This is a genomic window from Streptomyces sp. NPDC051211, assembly GCF_040689505.1.
GTDB lineage: Bacteria > Actinomycetota > Actinomycetes > Streptomycetales > Streptomycetaceae > Streptomyces.
Genome location: NZ_JBFBAV010000002.1, coordinates 37,358 through 57,083, shown reverse-complemented (window position 1 = coordinate 57,083; position 19,726 = coordinate 37,358). Strand labels below are relative to the sequence as shown.

The 19,726-nt window shown below is 72.2% G+C and carries 14 protein-coding genes; 7 read left to right on the top strand and 7 right to left on the bottom strand.

Translation table 11 applies throughout. The features are described from left to right. Nucleotide 1: 1 nt before the first annotated feature. Complete coding sequence (locus AB0447_RS03245) at nucleotides 2-2,266, bottom strand: M4 family metallopeptidase (protein ID WP_366474724.1); 2,265 nt, start codon at nucleotides 2,264-2,266, stop codon at nucleotides 2-4. Between the two features lie 382 nt (nucleotides 2,267-2,648). Here AB0447_RS03245 and AB0447_RS03240 point away from each other — a divergent pair, with 382 nt between their 5' ends. Continuing rightward, nucleotides 2,649-4,124, top strand: a complete 1,476-nt coding sequence (locus tag AB0447_RS03240) for a sugar transferase (RefSeq protein WP_366474723.1) — start codon at nucleotides 2,649-2,651, stop codon at nucleotides 4,122-4,124. A gap of 16 nt (nucleotides 4,125-4,140) precedes the next feature. Here the strand turns inward: AB0447_RS03240 and AB0447_RS03235 are convergent, their stop codons facing one another. Next, entirely contained in the window at nucleotides 4,141-5,088 is a 948-nt protein-coding gene (locus AB0447_RS03235; protein WP_366474722.1) for a GDP-L-fucose synthase, read from the bottom strand. Nucleotides 5,089-5,515: 427 nt separating this feature from the next. On the opposite strand from AB0447_RS03235, the gene gmd reads away from it, so the two are divergent. From gmd to AB0447_RS03210, 5 genes are all read left to right on the top strand, one after another. After that, entirely contained in the window at nucleotides 5,516-6,529 is a 1,014-nt protein-coding gene (gene gmd / locus AB0447_RS03230) for a GDP-mannose 4,6-dehydratase (protein WP_366474721.1), read from the top strand. A gap of 256 nt (nucleotides 6,530-6,785) precedes the next feature. After that, complete coding sequence (locus AB0447_RS03225; RefSeq protein WP_366474720.1) at nucleotides 6,786-9,566, top strand: DNRLRE domain-containing protein; 2,781 nt, start codon at nucleotides 6,786-6,788, stop codon at nucleotides 9,564-9,566. Nucleotides 9,567-9,653: 87 nt separating this feature from the next. Continuing rightward, nucleotides 9,654-10,340 (top strand): hypothetical protein, encoded by a 687-nt coding sequence (locus AB0447_RS03220; protein WP_366474719.1) that lies wholly within the window; start codon nucleotides 9,654-9,656, stop codon nucleotides 10,338-10,340. Between the two features lie 293 nt (nucleotides 10,341-10,633). Next, complete coding sequence (locus tag AB0447_RS03215; protein ID WP_366474718.1) at nucleotides 10,634-11,155, top strand: hypothetical protein; 522 nt, start codon at nucleotides 10,634-10,636, stop codon at nucleotides 11,153-11,155. Between the two features lie 68 nt (nucleotides 11,156-11,223). Next, nucleotides 11,224-12,060 (top strand): DUF4097 family beta strand repeat-containing protein, encoded by an 837-nt coding sequence (locus tag AB0447_RS03210; RefSeq protein ID WP_366474717.1) that lies wholly within the window; start codon nucleotides 11,224-11,226, stop codon nucleotides 12,058-12,060. An 80-nt stretch (nucleotides 12,061-12,140) separates the two neighbouring features. Here AB0447_RS03210 and AB0447_RS03205 read toward each other — a convergent pair whose 3' ends face one another. Both AB0447_RS03205 and AB0447_RS03200 read right to left on the bottom strand, forming a co-directional pair. Next, a complete protein-coding gene (locus AB0447_RS03205) occupies nucleotides 12,141-13,268 on the bottom strand; it encodes a glycosyltransferase (protein WP_366474716.1) in 1,128 nt (375 codons plus the stop codon). A gap of 37 nt (nucleotides 13,269-13,305) precedes the next feature. After that, nucleotides 13,306-13,848, bottom strand: a complete 543-nt coding sequence (locus tag AB0447_RS03200) for a WcaF family extracellular polysaccharide biosynthesis acetyltransferase (RefSeq protein ID WP_366474715.1) — start codon at nucleotides 13,846-13,848, stop codon at nucleotides 13,306-13,308. A 128-nt stretch (nucleotides 13,849-13,976) separates the two neighbouring features. Here AB0447_RS03200 and AB0447_RS03195 point away from each other — a divergent pair, with 128 nt between their 5' ends. Beyond that, a complete protein-coding gene (locus AB0447_RS03195; RefSeq protein WP_366475080.1) occupies nucleotides 13,977-15,455 on the top strand; it encodes a hypothetical protein in 1,479 nt (492 codons plus the stop codon). A 53-nt stretch (nucleotides 15,456-15,508) separates the two neighbouring features. On the opposite strand, the gene AB0447_RS03190 is transcribed toward AB0447_RS03195, so the two are convergent. The 3 genes from AB0447_RS03190 to AB0447_RS03180 are packed head-to-tail and all read right to left on the bottom strand — an operon-like array spanning nucleotide 15,509 to nucleotide 19,694. Then, the gene (locus AB0447_RS03190) at nucleotides 15,509-16,759 is read right to left on the bottom strand and encodes a hypothetical protein (RefSeq protein ID WP_366474714.1); all 1,251 of its coding nucleotides are present in this window, start codon (nucleotides 16,757-16,759) and stop codon (nucleotides 15,509-15,511) included. Beyond that, on the bottom strand, nucleotides 16,756-18,492 hold the full coding sequence (locus AB0447_RS03185) for a lipopolysaccharide biosynthesis protein (RefSeq protein ID WP_366474713.1): 1,737 nt from the start codon (nucleotides 18,490-18,492) through the stop codon (nucleotides 16,756-16,758). The genes AB0447_RS03190 and AB0447_RS03185 overlap by 4 nt, the downstream gene beginning before the upstream one ends. Further along, nucleotides 18,489-19,694 carry a glycosyltransferase family 4 protein gene (locus tag AB0447_RS03180; RefSeq protein WP_366475078.1) on the bottom strand — a complete coding sequence of 402 codons (1,206 nt, stop codon included), beginning with the start codon at nucleotides 19,692-19,694 and terminating at the stop codon, nucleotides 18,489-18,491. Before AB0447_RS03180 ends, AB0447_RS03185 begins: the two co-directional genes overlap by 4 nt. Nucleotides 19,695-19,726 lie beyond the last annotated feature (32 nt).

Below are 19,726 nucleotides of genomic sequence, written 5' to 3'. Positions count from 1 at the left end.
GTCAGAAGGTGAGCTTCCAGCTGTTGATGTAGCCGGTGTCGATGCTGGCGAGGTCCGCCACGCGGAGCTTCCAGACACCGTTCGCGACCTCGGAGGAGGCGTTCACGGTGAAGCTCTGGACGATGTTGTCCGCGCTGCCGCCGGTGCGGTTGCGCAGGTTGTAGACGGTGCCGTCGGGGGCGACCAGGTCGACCCGGAGGTCACCGACGTAGGTGTGGACGATGTTGACGTCCACCTTGAGGGTGCTCGGGGCGTTGCCCGCGCGGTTCACCGTGATCGGGGACTCGACCGTCGAGTTGTCCCTGATCTGGTAGTCGGCCGTGTTCTCGAAGACGCTCTGCTCCGAGCCCACGGTCCAGGTGAAGGACGCGGTGCCGGTCTTGCTCGCCGAGTCGGTCACCGTGACGGTCACGTTGGACGTGCCGTTGGTCGTGGCCGTGCCGGAGATCAGGCCGGTGGAGGAGTTGATCGACAGGCCGGCCGGCAGGCCGGTCGCCGCGTAGCTCAGCGCGCCCGGGTTGGTGCTGGTGGCCTGGACCTGGAGGCTGACCGCCGTGTTGGTCTGGGTGTTCTGGTTGGCGATCGGCTGGACCGTCACGCCGTCGGTGATGCGCGGGCCGACGTTGACCGCGGCCCAGGCGTTGGCGACGTTGTTGTAGATCGTCGAGCCCTGGCCGTACAGGTCGGCTGCGGCCCTCAGCGTCTGGACGCGGGCGTCGGCGTAGTTGGTGTTGGACTTGAAGTAGCCCACCGTCAGCGCGCGGAACCAGATCTTGGAGGCGGCGTCGCGGCCGATCGGGGTCACCGGCAGGCCGTCGGAGGTCGGCGAGTCGTAGCTCACGCCGTTGACGACCTTGGGGCCGGAGCCCTCGGAGGCCAGGTAGTACCAGTGGTTGGCCGGGCCCGAGGAGTAGTGGACGTCGATCGAGCCGATGCCGGAGTACCAGGCGTCCTTGGAGGAGCCGTCCCTGCTCGGCTTGTCCATGTAGCGCAGCGGGGTGCCGTTGCCGCGGATGTCGATCTTCTCGCCGACCAGGTAGTCGCCGACGTCCTGCGGGTTGTTGGCGTGGAACTCCACGGCCGCCGCGAAGATGTCGGAGGTCGCCTCGTTCAGACCGCCGGGCTCACCGCTGTAGGTCATGTTGCCGGTGACCGAGGTCAGGCCGTGGGTCATCTCGTGGGCGGCCACGTCGATGGAGGTGAGCGGCTTGTTGTTGCCGTCGCCGTCGCCGTAGGTCATGCAGAAGCAGGAGTCCTGCCAGAAGGCGTTGACGTACGCGTTGCCGTAGTGGACCCGGGAGTACGGGGCCACGCCGTCGTTGCGCAGGCCGTTCCGGCCGTGCACGTTCTTGTAGTAGTCCCAGGTGAGCGCGGCGCCGTAGTGGGCGTCGGCGCCGGCCGTCTCCAGGTTGGAGGGCAGGCCGTTGCCCCAGGTGTCGTCCGGGCCGGAGAACAGGGTGCCGGTGCCGGAGGTGCCCCGGTTGAGGTTGTACGTCTTGTGGCTGCCGCGGACGGCGTCGGTCAGGTTCCAGCTGCTGCCCGACTGCGTGGTGCCCAGCGTCACCTGCCCGCTGTACTGGGTGTTGCCGGTGCCGGTCTCGACGGCCTGCCACTCGGTGATCTTCGCGCCGGTCTTGGCGTCGGTGACCACGTGCAGCTCGTTCGGGGTGCCGTCGTGCTGGAGGCCGCCGACGACGGTTTCGTAGGCGAGGACCGGCACGCCCGTGGCCGCCCAGATCACCTTGCGGGCGTTCTTGGAGGCCTTGGTGTCCTTCGAGCCCTCGGCCTTGGCGGCGGAGAGCGCCTGGCTCTCGGCCGCGGCCGGGGTCACGGTGGCGGTGGTGTCGGCGACCTTGATCTGGTGCTGGGTCGCCTTGGTGACGCTCTTGGTGACACCGTCCTTGGCGTGGACCGTCAGGTCGCCGCCGAGGACCGGCATTCCGCCGTAGGTCCGCTCGTAGGTGGTGTGCGTGGTGCCGTCGGCGTCCTTGACGACGTCGCGGACGATCAGCTTCTCCTGGTCGCCGAGACCGAGGGCCCGGGCCGCCTGCGCGGTGGTGGAGTTCGCGTCGGCTATGAGCGTCGCACGCTCGGAGGGGCTGAGCTTCAGGGCGGCCGCGCCCGGGTTGGGCTGGACGGCCTGGCGGGCCTGCGACGCGGTGGCGTCGGCGGTGGCGGACGTGGTCTGCATGCCGACGGCGAGCAGGGCCGCCGCGGCTATGAGAGCGCCGGCCGCGGTGGCGCGCCGCTGGGGGGTGGGACTCAACGCAGACTCCTTCTGCAAGGGGGGTTCCGGACGGCTGGGTGGGCCTCCGGGCAGAACAGGGCTGTGCGAAGAACGGATCGAAGAGTGCCAGCTTCGGGCGCAACTGTCAGGGTCGCGTCAAAAGAATGGCCGGAAAGGGTCCGTTGTCCGAAGTGACGGGTCCGATATACGAACCGTTCACCGAAGCGAGCGGGGGATGGCACCGCGAATCCGGAATGACAACCGCCGGATGCTAACGAACGGACAACAAGAGTCCACGTTGCGGCAAACGGCATTTACCGTACGGGTGTTTGTCGTACTGTTTCCCGGTGCGACAGATGTCCGTCGTTTGGGGAAGCCACGGACACTCGCCTTCGTCATAGACCACGTGCCAGGGGGGCCCATGAGGCATGTCCGTATTCCTGCGCAAAGAGTGGCCAGATCGGCGCTCGAGTCGACTGTGCCGTCCCGGCGGCTCGGCGACAAGGCCCGCTGGTACCTGCCGGCCGCGCTGACCGCCGACATCCTCGGCGCCGCCGTGCCCGTCGGCCTGGTCTTCGAAGCCGCCCAGCAGGCACGACCGCTCTTCTGCGCAGCCGGAGCGGCCCTCGCCTGGACGGCGGTCCAGGCGCTCCGCCGACGGTACGCCGCGCGGGCGCTCGGTGAGTCCCGGGGAGTACTGCCCGTCGTACACGACTGGCTGATTCTGATCGGTGTCCTGGCCGTGGCCCGGGCCGCGCTCGACGAGAGCACCCCCCGGCTGGCCGCGCTCGGTTCGCTGCTGCCCGCCCTGCTGATCACCGTCGCCTGTCACAAGCTCACCTACCGGCACCTGTCCGCGGCCCGCCGCGAGGCCCAGGCGGTCAGCCGGGTGCTGGTCGTCGGCGAACCAGGGGCAGCCGACGAGGTCACCGCCCACCTCGCCGCCCGGACCGACCACCCGTACGTGGTGGTGGGCGTGGTCCCGGTCGGCGGCGGCGAACTCACCGGAGGGATTCCGGTGGCCGCCCGGCTCGCCGAGGAGATGCCCCCCGCTCCGGCCGGGGACGCCGACGCGGTCATGGCCGCCGTACGCAGCCACAACGCCGACCTGGTGCTCGTCGCCCCCGGGACGCGGATCTCGGGCGAGCGGCTGCGCCGGGTCGCCTGGGCGCTGCACGACGCCGGGCGGGAACTGGCCGTCTTCCCCGGCCTGGTGGAGGTCTCGGTCAAGCGGCTGGAGACCCTGTCCGCCGGCGGGCTCGCCGTGCTGCGGGTCGCCCCGCCGGTGCGGGGAGGCGTACAGCCGGTGCTCAAGTCGGTGCTCGACCGCGCCGGAGCGGGCCTCGGACTGCTGGTCCTGGCCCCCGTCTTCCTGGGCATCGTCGCGGCGATCCGGTTCGGCAGCGCCGGCCCGGCCTTCTACCGGCAGCACCGCATCGGGCGCCACGGAGTCCCCTTCGTGATGTGGAAGTTCCGCACCATGGTGGTCGACGCCGACCGGCGCAAGGCCGACCTCGCGGGCGCCAACGAGAACGACGGGCTGATGTTCAAGATGCGCCGCGACCCCCGGGTGACCCGGGTGGGCCGGCTGCTGCGCCGCACCTCGCTGGACGAACTGCCGCAGCTGCTCAACGTACTGACCGGGCACATGTCCCTGGTCGGGCCGCGGCCGCCGCTGCCCGAGGAAGTGGCGCAGTACGACGAGGTGGAGCTGCGGCGGCTGGCCGTACGGCCCGGTATGACCGGACTGTGGCAGATCAGCGGACGGTCCGACCTGTCCTGGGATGAAACGATTCAGCTTGATCTGCAGTACGTCGACAACTGGTCCTTCACCAGCGATGTCGACGTGATGGGCCGTACGTTCCGGGCCGTCGTGGACGGCCGCGGAGCGTACTGAGCCACTCATGCAGAGGTCACTTCTCCGCGTCGAGCCACCAGCGGTAGGTGGAGGCGATGCCGTCCCGCAGCCCGATCCCCGGCTTCCAGCCGAGGGAGGTCAGCCGGGTCACGTCCAGCAGCTTGCGGGGGGTCCCGTCCGGCTTGGACGTGTCCCAGGCCAGCCGGCCGCGGAAGCCGGTCACCTCGGCGACGGTCTCGGCGAGCTCCCTGATGGTGAGGTCCTCGCCGCAGCCGATGTTCACCGGCTCGTCCCCGTCGTAGTGGTTCAGCAGCACCGCGCAGGCCGAGGCCAGATCGTCCACGTGCAGGAACTCCCGGCGCGGGGTGCCGGATCCCCACAGCACGACCTCCTCGCGGCCGGCCTCGGCGGCCTCGTGGAAGCGGCGGATCAGTGCGGGCAGGACGTGCGAGGACTCCAGGTCGAAGTTGTCGCCGGGGCCGTAGAGATTGGTCGGCATGGCCGAGATGTACGAGGCGCCGTACTGCTTCCGGTACGACTGGACCTGCACGATGCCGGCGATCTTTGCCAGCGCGTACGCCTCGTTGGTCGGCTCCAGCGGACCGGTCAGCAGGGCGTCCTCGCGGATGGGCTGCGGGGCCAGCTTCGGGTAGATGCAGGAGGAGCCGAGGAACAGCAGCCGGCCCACGCCGGCCGCGTGCGCGCCGCCGATCACGCTGAGCTGGATCTGCAGGTTCTCCTCGAGGAACTGCACCGGGTAGGTGCTGTTGGCCATGATTCCGCCGACCTTGGCGGCGGCCAGCACGATGGCGTCCGGCCGGACCTCCTTCAGGAACGCGCCGGTCGCGGCGGCATCCCGCAGGTCGAGCTCCGCACGGCTCCGGGTGATCACCTCGTGGCCGTCGGCGGCCAGCCGGCGGACCACGGCGGACCCGACGAGACCGCGGTGGCCGGCGACGAAGATGCGGGCGTGCGGGGGCAGGTACGACTCCGGATTTGTCATACCGCCGATAATGCCAGTGCCGTCCGGCGGGACCACGCCTGCCCCGGCGGGCAGCCGTGCGGGCCGGCCGTGCGGCGCGGCTCCGCCCGCGGCTCCGCCCTCGGCTCCGTCAGATACCCGGCGTCTCCGGCGGGGCCCGCTCGATCGCCGCTCGGGCCGGAAATGCCGCTGCGCGGCATCCCGGCCGCGCACATCCGGCCCCGCCGCCGTTCGAGGCGCGGGGTCCGGGGCGGAGCCCCGGAAGCGGCGCCGCGGGCGGCCACGGATCTGTGGCCCCCTCAGGCCGGGGCGGCGGCGGAGCCGCAGGGGTACGCGCGTACGATGCGGGGACCCGCAGACCCGGACCCCGAGGCAGCGCCTCGACCGGCGGGGGCGACCCCGTGACGCACCACACCACGAACCACGACAACCCCCGGGGGGAACCCGCATGAGCAAGACCGCGCTGATCACCGGAGTCACCGGCCAGGACGGCTCCTACCTGGCCGAGCTGCTGCTCTCCAAGGGCTACACGGTGCACGGCCTCGTGCGGCGGTCGTCCAGCTTCAACACCGAGCGGATCGACCACATCTACCAGGACCCGCAGACCGCCAACCGGTCCTTCGTCCTGCACCACGCTGACCTCTCCGACGGGGTCGCCCTGGTGAACCTGCTGCGCGACATACGGCCCGACGAGGTCTACAACCTCGGCGCCCAGTCGCACGTCCGGGTCTCCTTCGACGCCCCCCTCTACACCGGCGACGTCACCGGCCTCGGCGCCCTCCGCCTGCTGGAGGCGATCCGGGCCAGCGGTGTGGACACCCGCATCTACCAGGCCTCGTCCTCCGAGATGTTCGGCTCCACCCCGCCGCCGCAGAACGAGCAGACCCCGTTCCACCCGCGCAGCCCGTACGGCGCCGCGAAGGTCTTCGCGTACTGGACCACGGTGAACTACCGCGAGGCCTACGGCATGTTCGCGGTCAACGGGATCCTCTTCAACCACGAGTCCCCGCGCCGCGGCGAGACCTTCGTGACCCGCAAGATCACCCGCGCGGTCGCCCGCATCAAGGCCGGCCTCCAGGAGAACCTGTACCTCGGCAACCTGGACGCGGTCCGCGACTGGGGTTACGCCCCCGAGTACGTGGACGCCATGTGGCGGATGCTGCAGCAGGACGAGCCCACCGACTACGTGGTGGCCACCGGCGTCGCCGCGACCGTCCGCGAGTTCGTCGAGGCCTCCTTCTCTCACGCCGGCCTCGACTGGAACGACTACGTGCGCTACGACCCCAAGTACGAGCGCCCCAGCGAGGTCGACGCCCTCATCGGTGACGCGAGCAAGGCCCAGGAGCTGCTCGGCTGGAAGCCGACGGTCCTCGTCGAGGAACTGGCCCGGATCATGGTCGACGCGGACATCCGCCAGGTCGAGGACCAGCTCGCCGGAGTGACCGTGCGGATCGACCGCTGAGCTTGCGCCCAGGTCGGCGCGTTACTGCAGGTACCTTACGATTTGCATGTCCCGGTCAGCCCCCACGGGGGATGACCGGGGCAAATCCGCCGTATGTCCGCAGCACACCTTCCCTGTTGACCCCCGTTGATTCCAAGTTGGTATTCAATGGGTCAAGTGAGGTGACCGGGCCCTCACGCGAGCCCTAGTCTGCGCCAGTACATATGGCTGTTCGGATAGTTCCAGCCATTCAACCGGGCGAAGCCCTGGGGGGCTCATGCGTAGATCCAGAGGGCTGACTGCTGCCCTCGTCCTGTCACTGGCGGGTGCCGGTACCGGCCTCGGCCTGGTGCTGATGCCTCAGGCGTCCGCCATCACCCAGCCCGTGGCCTTCACCGCCGACGCGCTGCCGACCTGGCAGCCCAACGGCATCGTGTTCGCCATGGCCGAGGTGAACGGCACCGTCTTCGCCGGCGGTACCTTCTCGGCGGTCCGGCCGCCCGAGGGTTCGGGCAGCGGCACCGAGCAGGACGCCGTCAACTTCGTGGCCCTCGACGCCGCGACCGGGGCCCCCACCTCGTGCAAGCTGTCCTTCACCGTCGGCGAGGGCACCGCGACCGTGCGGTCCCTGGTCGTCTCCAAGGACCAGAAGACCCTGTACGCGGGCGGCTACTTCGGCGCCGTCAACGGAACTCCGGTCAGCAGCGTCGCCGCCATCGACGTCGCCTCCTGCACGCCCAAGGAGTCGTTCCACCCGGGCTTCGCCGCCACCGTGCGCGGACTCGCGGTCACCGACGACACCCTGTACGCGGCCGGCGACTTCAACTCCGTCGAGGGGCAGACCCGCGAGCGGTTCGCCGCGGTCGACGCCGCCACCGGCGCCCTGAAGGGATTCACCGCCAACGCGGACGAGCCGGGCCGCGCCATCGAGGTCACCCCGGACGGCAAGAGCGTCCTGCTGGGCGGCGACTTCTTCTCGGTCAACGGCTCCAACACCCACGCGCTCGCCGTGGTCGACGCGGCCTCCGGCGCGGTGAAGAAGACGTACAACAACATTCCGAGCAACTCGGTCGTCAAGGACATCTCCACCGACGAGACCGGCTTCTACACCGGCAACGAGGGCTCCGGCGGCGGCGTCTTCGACGGCCGCATCGGCCTCAACCTGAGCGACTTCAGCGAGAAGTGGCGCGACCGCTGCCTGGGCGCCACCCAGTTCGTCCTGCCGTACGACGGGGTGCTCTACAGCTCCTCGCACGCGCACGACTGCTCCACCGAGCTCGAGTTCCCCGACGGCAAGCGGCACTTCCTGCTGGCCCAGCCGACCGACCACACCGGCGCCGCCCCCGCGCCCGTGGACGGTTTCGTGCGCGGCCCCGGCAAGCTCGGCTGGCACCCCACCGCCAACGACGGCATCGGCGAGGGCATCGGCCCGCGCGTGATGGCCGTGGCGGAGAAGAACGACGTCAAGTACATGTGGGTCGGCGGTGAGTTCACCCTCATCAACGGCGTCGAGCAGCAGGGCCTGACCCGCTTCGCCTCCACCGGCGACGTCGGCGCCCCGACCACCCCGGTCGCCAGCGCCGCCAGCGTCAAGCCCGGCGAGGCCCAGGTCCGCTGGCGCACCAGCTACGACGCGGACGACAGCAAGCTGACGTACCGCATCTACCGCAACGGCTCGGCCACCCCGATCGCCTCGGTCACCGCCTCCTCCCTGGAGTGGCAGCGCCCGCAGGCCTCCTGGACCGACACCACGGTCAAGGCCGGCCAGTCCTACGGCTACCGGGTGGCCGCGACCGACGCGGCGGGCAACACCAGCGCCCTGTCGGCCACCGCCACGGTGAGCATCCCGGCCACGGTCCAGGCGTACCCGAACCAGGTCCGCGCGGACGGCGCCGAGCTGTACTGGCGCTACGACGACACGGTCAGCCCGTACGTCGCCGACTCCTCGGTCTCCGGCAACCGCAGCGGTGTCCAGATCAACGCCCCGGCGCTGCGCCAGACCCCGGGCGCGGTCACCGGTTCCAGCACCGCCATGGGCTTCAACGGCACCAGCCAGCAGGTGCACAGCGACCGCCGCCAGACGGTGGGCGCCTCGTACACCCTGGAGACCTGGTTCAAGACCGGCACCACGCGCGGCGGCAAGCTGATCGGGTTCGGCAACAACACCACCCGTAACAGCGGCTCGTACGACAAGCAGATCTACATGACGAACACGGGTCGTCTGGCGTTCGGCGTGTACAGCGGCTCCACCCGCACCATCACCACCGGCCTGTTCGACACGTACAACGACAACAAGTGGCACCACGTGGTCGCCACCCAGGGTCCGGCCGGCATGGCCCTGTACGTCGACGGCCAGAGCAAGGGCACGCTCAACGTCACCACGCACCACGCCTACGCGGGCTACTGGCACGTCGGCGGCGACAACCTGGCCAACTGGCCGAACCGTCCGACGAGCAACTTCTTCGCCGGGCAGATCGACGAGACGGCCGTCTACCCGAGCGCGCTGACCCAGGCCCAGGCCAAGAACCACTACGACCTGGCCAAGGCCCCGACCGACACGGTCGTCGAGGTCTCCGCGACCGAGGACACCTACATCAACCAGGGCGCCCCGAGCACCGCCTACGGCACGTCCACCTCGCTCGCGGTGCGCGGCACCTCGGCGTACGAGACGTACCTGCGCTTCAACCTGCCGCCGGCCCCCCTCGGGCGAGAGCTGAAGTCGGCCTCGCTCCAGATCAAGACCAGCACCCAGGCGGGCGCCGGTACGGCCGACAAGGTTTCGGTGGTCCCGGTCACCGGCACCTGGAGCGGCGCGGGCACCACCTTCAACACCAAGCCGACCCTCGGCACCACGCCGCTGGGCTCGATCACCGGCATCGCGGACGGCTCCGCCGTCCACAGCGTGGACCTGGACACGGCCACGGTCTCCCTGATGCTGGGCACCAGCTACAGCATGGGCCTGACCAGCACGGGCACCGACCCGCTGTGGATCTGGTCCTCCGAGGCGACGGCGGCGGAGGGTACTCCGCAGCTGATCCTCACCTTCGGCCCGGAGTAACCGAGGCCGGGGAAACGACGAACACGGATGCGGGGCCTGACCTTCGGGTCGGGCCCCGCGCTCGACCAGTACCACGGGAGCCCTGTGATGTACCGACGCCCGGCAGCGGCTGCTGTCCTGCTGGCCACCACCCTGACCCTCACCCTGGCCGGCTGTAGTTCCGGCGGGGACGAGAAGGACGCCGAGCCGAAGGCGAAGCCGCCGGCCGCGTCCTCGGTCCCGGACCCGGCGGACTCCTCCGCCCCGGCCGCCCCGCCCGCGTCGCCGGACGCCAAGCCGACCGGGCCGGTGCTGCCCGAGGCGAAGCTGACGCCGGCCACGGGCAGCTTCAAGGAGAACGAGAAGACGTACCTGCGCGGGCGGGTGCCGGAGAACATGGACCCGGCGGCCGTCCTGCAGACCGGGCAGGAGGCGTGCCAGCGGGTGGAGCGCACCGCCAAGCGGGACAAGGACGCGGCCACCGCGGCCGTGATCTCGGGCGAGATCAAGGGCGCGAAGGACGCGATCACGCACCTGTGCCCGGCGCAGAAGCCGATCCTGGCGGCGGCCGAGAAGGGCTTCGGCGACGGCACCCGCAAGGCGCCGGCGGCCGGCACCTTCCGGGCGATCAACCCGAGCACGGGCTGCACCTGGCAGGCGAAGTCGAAGGACGGGGCGGTCCTGGCCTCCGGGCCGGAGCTCGGCGCGAAGCCGGGGGAGCGGGTCGTCGCGAAGATCCCGGCGGGCACGTCGGAGTTCGTCTCGGCGGGCTGCTTCGCCTGGGTCCCGGCGTAACGGTCCCACGCACCCCTTCGGAAGGCCCCCCGGCAGCTGCCGGGGGGCCTTCTGCGTCCGTCTCCGCGCGTGGTGCCACGGTGGCGCCACGCGGCATCATCGGCGGTTCTGCCCCTCGGTGTGCCCTCCGCGGCGCCGGGCGCCGTTTCGGTTGCTCCGGACGGGGGTGACGCCCGCACGCCGGGGCGGTGCCGCGGCGCCGGCACCTGCCCGGCACCTGCCCGGCGCTCTGTGGCGCCATAGTGGCGCCACAAATGCTGGACATGGCGCCACGGCCGTGCCATGATGGCGACATGGACCTCACGCCCTATGTGGATCACCTCCGCCGGGAGCTGGCCGTCGCCGCCGGTGCCGGCGGCGACGATGCCCGCGCCCTCGCCGAGCGGCTCACCGCGCCGCTGGAGTCGGCCGCCCGCCTCACCCTGCTCAACGCACTGTCCGCCGCCATGGGCGAGGTCACCCGGGAGCTGGCGCCGGGCTCGGTCGACGTACGACTGCGCGGACTGGACCCCGAGTTCGTGGTGACCGCGCCGCCGGCCCAGCTGCCCGAGGGCGGGCCGGGGTCCGCCCCCGCCGCACAGCCGGCGCCCGCGCCCTCCCCGGTCGCGGCCCCGGCCGACGGCGACACCGCCCGCATCAACTTCCGGCTCCCGGCGCACCTCAAGGGCCGGGTCGAGGACGCCGCCGCCGCCGAGGGCCTCTCGGTCAACGCCTGGCTGGTCCGGGCCGTGGCCGCCGCCCTGGAACCGGCCCCCGGGAGGGGATCCGGCAGCCGCTACCGCGGCGACCAGGGATTCACCGGCTGGGTCCGCTGACCCACCGACGCACGCAGACGCATCCGTACCCCTTCACCACACCATCGAGCCAAGAGGACGGCACAGCCATGCCTGCTTTCGACACCGCCGAAGCCATCACCGCCATCGTCGAGATCGAGGTCGGATCGATCCGGATCACCGCGAGCAAGCGCACCGACACCCTCGTCGAGGTGCTGCCCGGCAACCCCGGCCACGACGGCGACGTACGGGCCGCCGAGGCCACCAAGGTCAGCCTTTCCGGCAACACCCTCACGCTCAAGGGCCCCAAGAAGAACGGGCTGTTCGGCCGCACCCCGGCCGTCGAGGTCGGCATCGAACTGCCCACCGGCTCCGAGGTCCGCGCCCGCACCGCGGTCGGGGACATCGTCCTCGTCGGGGCGTACGGCGAGTGCCGGCTGAAGACCGCGATGGGCGAACTCCGGATCGACCAGGCCACCACGGTGAACCTCAAGAACGACCACGGCGGGGTCCACGTGGAGCTGGTGTCCGGCGACGCGGAGATCACCGCCTCCGGCCGGGCCGAGATCGGCCGGATCGACGGCCGTGCCGTCCTCGGCAACGCCAACGGCGAGACGGTCCTCGGCGCGGTCGCCGGCGACCTGCGGGCGAAGTCCTCCAACGGCGCGATCACCGTCGGCTCCGCGCAGGCCGGCGTCGACGCCCGCTCCTCCAACGGCGCCATCCGGATCGGCGAGGTGGCGCGCGGCAAGGCGGTGCTGGAGACCGCCGTCGGCGAGGTCGAGATCGGCATCCGCCCGGCCACCGCCGCCTGGCTCGACGTGCACACCGACCACGGCTCCGTCCAGAACCACCTCGGCTGCGTCGACGGCCCCACCGCCACCGACGAGACCGTCGAGGTGCGGGCCCGCAGCGGCTACGGCGACATCGTGATCCGCCGCTCCTGACCCGGCCCCGATCCCACCCTTCCCCCACCCGGCCCGCCCGCGGCAACCCGCCCGCCGCTACCGGTGGGCCCGGGCCGCCTTCAACCGCGGGCCGAAGCGGGCCCGATCCCCTCGTACACCGACAGCAGGGTGTCCAGGACCGCGTCCATCGAGAAGGCGTCCGCGGCCAGCGTGCGGGCGGCGACGGACGCCGCCCGGTTCGCCGCCGGATCGAGGAGCCCGAGGACGGCCGAGGCCACCCCCTCCGGACCGGGTTCGACCACCCGGCCCGCGCCCGCCCCCGCGATGTCCTTGGCCAGGCCGTTGGAGTGGGTGACCACGGACGGCACCCCCACCGCCAGCGCCTCCAGCACCGACATCGGGAACGGCTCGTCCACCGAGGGCAGTACGTACACATGGGCCCGCCGGAGCTCCGCGAGGACCTCCGCGCCGGAGAGGCCGCCGGTGACCGTGAACCGCTCACCGAGCCCCAGGGCGGCGATCCGGGCCCGCACCGCGGGGAGTTCCCCCTCGTCGGGCCCGGCCACCACGAACTCCGCGTCCGGATGCCGGTCCAGCACCGCCGGCGCCGCGTCCACGAAGTCCACCGGCCGCTTACGGGACTGAAGGCGCGCGGAGTAGAGGATGCGCGGCGGACCTGCCGGGACGGGGCGCTCCTCCTGGGCCGGCACACCGTTCACCAGGCGGACCGTGTTGCCCAGCGGGGAACCGGCCACCGCGTCCAGCCCGGCCCGCTCGTGCGGGGTCAGGTGCAGGACCGCCCCGGCCCCGCGCAGCAGCCGCCGCACCGCCAGCGCGTCCAGCACCTTCGCCAGGAGCTTCCCGCTCGGGTCCACCATGCCGTGGGTCTGCAGGACCAGCGGCCGGCCGGCCCGCAGGGCCGCCAGCGCCACCGGCAGGGTCACCAGGTCGCGGGCGAGGTGGACATGGACCAGGTCCGCCTCCCGGACCAGCCGGCCCGCCGAGGCCAGCAGGGCCGGCGAGGTCATCCCGCTGAAGCCCAGCGGCAGCAGCCGGCGGGCCGGGAACAGCGTCGCCGGAATCCCCTCGACCTCGGTCGGCCAGGGGTCGAACTCCTCGCCCAGGGCGAGCAGCCGGGCCTCGTGGCCGCGGGCCCGCAGCCCGGCGGCCAGGTTGAGCGCCACCCGGACCGGTCCGCCGAAGGCGTTGCGCGGCGAATGCAGGGTGACCGCGTGCAGGACTCTCACTGGTGCTTCCTCACTCGGGGTTCGTTGCCCGGGCCCCTCACTTCGGCTCCTCCACCGGGCGGCGGCTGCCGTCCGCCGTCTGCAGGGTCAGCTCGGGAAGGTCCCGGTGTACGACGGCCCCGGCGCCGGCCACCGCGTGCCGGCCCACCGTCACCCCGGCCAGCACGGTCGCCCGTACCGCCACCCACGCACCGTCCTCGACGGTGATCGGCGCGTTGCGGTAGCGGAAATCGGCGGACCGGTGGTCGTGCGAGCCGGTGCAGAGCATCGCCTCCTGGGAGATGCACACGTGGGAGCCGATGGCCACCGGCTCCAGGTTGAGCAGCCAGGCACCCTCGCCGATCCAGCTGTGGTCGCCGATGCTCAGCTTCCACGGCCACAGGACGCGGACCTTGTGGCGGATGAACACGCCCTCGCCGATCTCCGCACCGAAGGCGCGCAGCAGCGCCACCCGCAGCCGGGCCGGGCAGAACCATGCCATGAACACCGTGTTCATCACGGCGAACCACAGCGCCTGGGCCAGGAACCCGCGCCCCTTGTCGTATCCGGCCAGCGTGAAGGCCGGGAGATCACGTGCCATGTACCCCCCATCCGGTCGCCCCCGCCGGCGCCTCCCCAGGTGCCGCGCGCTCAGACTAGACTGCGCGCGGAGCAGGCACAGGGTCGGGTGGGGGCACAGTGGCAACGGACATACGCAAGCCCCTGCCGGTGCCGGCCGTCCCGCAGGAGGACGAGCGGCAGTGGGGGCGGGTCACCACCCCGCGGACCCTGCTCTCCCGGGCCCTGTCCGTACCGCTCGCCCTCGGATTCACCGTCTTCCTCCCGCTGTTCGTCGCCGTGCAGTCCGGTGCGGGCGTGCGCGACGCGGCCTTCTGGCTCCAGCTGGCCCTCACCATGTACGCCGGCGCCCGCCTCTCCGCGATGGTGCTGACCAGCCGCCGCAAACTGCTCCAGGGCTCCTTCTGGCTGTTCGTCTACATGGCGATGGGCGTGGCCCCGCTCGCGCAGGCCGTCCTCGGCCAAGTCCCCACCCCGGTGGTCGGACCGCGTTCCGACCTCACCTGGGCCATCGCCCTGATCCTGATCGGCTGCATCGCCTTCGACGTCGGCGTCCTCCTCGCCCGGCACCGTCCGGCCGGCCGGGCGGGCGGCTCGCAGAAGGAACCCCGCCCGGTGATGACGCACCGGCGCCGCCTCCAGCTGCTGACCCTGTTCGCGTTCCTGTGCAGCGCGGCCTTCGTCATGAAACTGGGCGGACCGGCCGTGTTCTTCAGCAGCCGCCAGGAGATCATCGCCGGCATCGAGGAGGCGGGCGTCTCCAACGGCGACAGCCAGGCCGGCCAGGCCTTCCTGCGCGGCTTCGGCACCGTCCCGGCGCTGCTCGCCTTCCTGCTGTACACCCGATGGCTGATCACCTCGACGTACGCCCGCCGCAAGCCGATGGTGATCGCCACCTGGGCGGCGCTGGCGATGCTGAACCTGGTGGTCAACAACCCGATCTCGAACCCGCGCTACTGGTTCCTGACCGTCATGTTCTCGCTGCTGTTCACCGTCTTCCCGGTGAGCGCGGCGATGTACCGGGTGGCGCTGTCGATGGCCGTGGTCGTCGCGCTGCTGGTGTTCCCGTTCGCGGACCGGTTCCGGTACGACGAGAAGAACTACAAGCCGGTCGAGACGACCTCCTTCCTGGAGCCGATGGCGCTCAAGGATTACGACCAGGTCGGCATGTTCGCGAACACCATCACCTTCGCGGAGTCGGGCCCCGGCCACTTCTACGGCCGGCAGCTCGCCGGGTCGGTGTTCTTCGCGGTGCCCCGCTCGGTGTGGCCGAGCAAACCGCGGGACACGGGCGTGATGGTCGGCCAGTGGATGGGCACCGTCAACACCAACCTGTCCTCGCCGATCTGGGCCGAGCTGTGGGTCGACTTCGGTGCGGTCGGGATGGGGGCGGGGCTGATGGGCATGGGCTACGCCTCGGCCCGCGTCGACCGCCGCTACGCCAAACGCGCGACCCGCCGCTCCCCACCCGGCTCCCTGATCTCCGTGGTCGTCCCCCTGGTGGCGGGCTACTCCTTCATCCTCCTCCGCGGCCCCCTCCTCCAGGCCTCCGGCCGCGTGGCCATCGCGGCCCTCTGCCTGGCCCTGGTCGCCACGTACCGCACGGACAAGTCGGTCTCGCTGCGGTAGCCCCCGGTTCGGGAAGGGACGGGTAGGGGACAGCTCCGTGCAGCGGGCCTCCGTCAGGCGGGGTGCGCGGCGCCGGTTTCGGGTTCCGGGGCGCTCGCATCCGCCCCCGCGGACGGGAGCTTCAGCCGGGCCACCCGCCACCACGCGGCCGTGGCCTTGAGGGCCGAGCCCAGGGCCAAGCCCCAGGCGGCGCCCTGGACGCCCCACACCGCGTACCCGCCGAGCAGGAAGGCCACGGAGAGCAGGGAGAAGACCACCTGGAGCGAGAGGGTGGCCTTCGGCGCGAGCACGCGCAGGGTCAGCAGGGCGCAGGTGCCCAGGCCCATCACCGCGTACTGGGCGCCCGTCGCCGGCAGCAGGGCCGAGGCGGCCGGCCAGGTGTCGCCGAGGAGTTGCCGGCCCCAGGGGTCCGGCAGCGCGTACAGGGCGGCGGCGACGCCCGCGCCGAGGGCGGCCAGGACCAGACCCAGCGTCAGGGTGGCCCGTACGACCGCCCGCTTGCCCGACACCCGGCCCAGCACCGGCGGGGCGAACGCGTTCGCCGAGTTGAACAGGACGTTCAAGGGCCCGAAGAGGGTGGTGGCGCCCCGCAGCGCGCCCACCGCGAGGGGGGTGGCGAAGACGCCCAGGCCGAGGACGGCGAGCTGGCTGGAGCCGTTGCCCACCGCGAACTCGACGACGAAGCGCTGCCCCAGGTGGCCCCGGCGCAGGTAGGGGCGCAGGTCGGCAGCGGCGCCCCGGACGTACGGGCGGAGCAGCCAGAGGCCCAGCAGCAGGGCCGGAACCGCGGACAGGCCCCACACCAGGACCAGTCGGGCTGCCGAGGCCCCCGACGGCTGGACGGCCAGCGCTGCCACCACGCACACCAGCCGCAGTGTGTCCGCGGCCAGCGCCCGTTCGGGTGCGCGCAGCGCCGAGAAGCAGTAGCGCAGGCCGTCCTGGAGGAGGACGAGCGGGAGGACGAGGCCCAGCGCGAGGAAGGCACCGCCCGTCGGGCCGGGCAGGGCCAGGCCGACGGCCGCCAGAAGCAGCGCGGCCGCGAGCGACGCGACACCGGTGAAGGACACCGCCGACCGGCAGACCGCCCCCAGGCGCTCCTCCGCGCGTTCCAGCACCACCGTCTGCCCGACGTACGCCATGTTCAGCCCGAGCAGCACGCTGAAGGCCACGTACACCATCGAGAACGCGGCGAAGCCGGAGACCGAGGACAGCCGGGCGGCCAGCACCAGCACCAGGATGTTGGTGGCGCTGGATGCCGCCTGGTCCAGGACGGAGGCGACCGCGGCGAGTCCGCGCCGGCTCACCGCTGTCCGGTGCGGACCGTGCGCAGCGCGACCGTGTCGGTGCCGTCGCCCGGGATGTGCTGCTCCGGTCCGGCCGGCCGCGGCCGCGCGGCCGCCGACGGGCCCGAGGCGGGCGGGGGCGAAGCCGGGGCCACCGGGGCCCGGCGGCGGCCGTTGCCGCGCTTCTCGCCCGGCAGCGGCCCGTGCAGCACCGCGCCCAGCACCGTGCCGCCGGCGCCGCTGATCAGCTCGCGGATCCGGGCCAGGTCGGTGCGGTGCACGGCCCGGGGGTCGCAGACCACCAGCACGCCGTCGACCCGGTCGACGAGCGCGAGGGCGTCCGCGTACGACAGAACGGGCGGGGCCAGCACGACCACGGTGGAGTTGGGGGAGTCGGCCTCGGAGACGAGCCGGGTGGCGCGCTGCGAGGTGAGGGCGCGGGCCACGTTGCGGACCCGCTCGCCGGGGATCAGGTCGAAGGAGCCGGACTCGCCGGCGTCCACGGCGAGCTGCCGCCCGTCCGGCCAGTCGGGCTCGTGCCCGGCCGCGTTGGCGCCGGGGCCGCCCTGCATCTGGCTCCACCGCGGCCGCCCGCCCGCATCGGTGCGCAGCTGGCTGGCCAGCACCGGCGTCCGCAGGTCGGCCTCGATGAGCAGGACGTCCTTGCCGGTCTCGGCGAAGGAGGCGGCCAGGTTCACGGCGACGGCCGCGGCGGTCTCGCTGCTGCCGCGCGGGGCCACCACCAGCAGGCGGCGCCGGTCGGCGAACCGGGAGTCGTAGGCGAGCCGGAAGGCCACCGACCGGTACTCCTCGGCGAGCCGCGGGTCCGCCTCGCCGGCCGCCAGCAGCGGGCCGCCGCCGGTCTTGTCCCGCGGCAGGGCGCCCAGGACGGGCGCGCGCAGGGCCCGCGAGACGTCGCCGTCGGAGCGCGGCGCCGGGTCGAACACCAGGCGGACCCAGGCGGCCAGCAGGCCGAGTGCCAGGCCCACGGCCGCGCCGAGCGCGAGGGACATGGGCAGGCCGGGCCCGTCGGGCGAGGTGGGCGGGGTGGCCTGGGTGGTGACCCGGCCGGGGGTCATGTCCAGGGCGTCCAGCTTGGAGATGTTGCCGTTGAACTGACCGACCTTGCTCTGCAGGTCGGTCTTCTGGGAGAGCGCCGCGTCGCGCGCGGTGCCGGCCGGCATCCGGGCGATCTCCTTGACCAGCTCGTCGAGCTGCTTGGCGACCGGGTCCCGCTGGTCCTTGTAGCTCTTGACCATCTTGTCGCGGGTGACGTCGAGGGCCTTCTGCCGCTCGGCCAGGTAGGCCTCGGTCAGCGCGTTCGCGCGCCGGGCCGCCTCCTTGGGCGTGGCCGAGGTGTAGGTGAACTTCAGCACCATGGACTGCGGCGGGTTGGTGACCTGCAGTCCGCTGCGCAGCCCGGCGAGCTCGGTCTCGGCCAGGCCCAGCTTCTTCGCGGCTTCCTTGGCGATGGAGGAGCTGAGGGCGGTCTGCCGCTCCGAGCCGATGTTGACCGTCTTGTCCGCGGCGATGCTCGGGTTGAAGGGGTCGTCGGTCGGGGTGCGCAGCACCACGTCGGCGGTGGCGACGTAGGTGTCGGCGGTGGATATGCCGAGGTACGCGCCGCCCAGCAGGCCGATGCCGATGCCCGCGCCGATGAGCTTGCGGTAGCGGGTGAGCTGCCGGAACTGGTCCCTGAGGAGGTCGGGTTCGTCCTCGGCCGGTATCGCCGCAGGGCGGTGCGTCTCGGTCACGGCCGGGTTCCCCCAAGTACTTCGTCGATCAGTGCGTCGATGCGGGCCAGGCCCGCATCACGGCTCAGGTGCGCCGCCACGTGGCGGGGACCGGCCGCTCCCAGCTCGTCCGCGCCCGCCGGGTCCTCCGCCAGCGACCGTACGGCCTTCAGCAGGGCCTGCGGGTCCTCCGGCGGTACGAGCACCCCGGCGCCCGAACGCTCCACCTCCTGGGCGGTGCCGCCGCCGGCCGCCACGGAGGCGACCACGGGCCGGCCGGCCGCGAAGTAGGAGGTGAGTTTCGACGGAACGCTCATGTCCATCACAGCCGCGTGCTGCGTGACCGCGAGCACGTCCGCCGCGGCGAGGATATCGGGGAACTCGCCGTGGGCGGCAGGGGGGATGATGTCCAGGTTCGGCACGTCCGCCGACATCTGCGCCAGTGCCGCGCGCTGGCTGCCGTCTCCCATGAGGACGAAGCGGACGTCCGGATCCAGCCGGGCGGCGCCCACCAGCACCTCCAGCCCCTGCTTGAGGCCCATGTTCCCGGAGTGCAGGACGACCGTCTGGCCGGGAGCCCAGCCGAGGTGCCGGCGGGTCTCGCCGCGCGGCTTGGCGGGGGAGGGCACATGGGACCAGTTGGGCACCAGGCGGATCTTCTTCGGGTCCACGCCCATGCCGACCACCCGGTCCACGAAGGTCTCGTGGATCACACCGACCAGGGTGGCCCGCTTCAGCGCGTACGCCTCCGCGCGCCCGGCGAGCGCCGCGGCCTTGTCGCCGCCGCTGATCCCGCTCTGCGCGGCCGCGGCCCCCATCAGGTCCTGGACCACCGGGACGTACGGCACCTTCCAGCGCGCGGCGAGCCGGGCGGCCAGCACCCCGCCGGCCAGGCTGGGCATCTGGGCGAGGATCGCGTCCGGCTTGGGAATCCGGGGCGGGGCGACCGCACCGTGCAGCAGGATCGATCCTTCGAACAGGGCCCGCTTCACGGCGGTCTGCTGCGCCGGGACGGTGTGCGCGCGCCGGTGGACCGTGACCCCCGCGCGCTCTTCCGTGCGCCGGAGCGCCCCCTTGTACTCCGGCTCGAGCGACCAGGCGGGGTAGTGCGGCATGCCGGCGAACACATGCGTTTCATGGCCGGAATTCGCCCAGTGTTCGGCGATTTGTGTGGCGTACGGGCCGATGCCCGCATGCTCGGGAGCGTAATTGGTGGAAACCAGCAGCAGGCGCCGGTGACCGGTTGTGGACACTG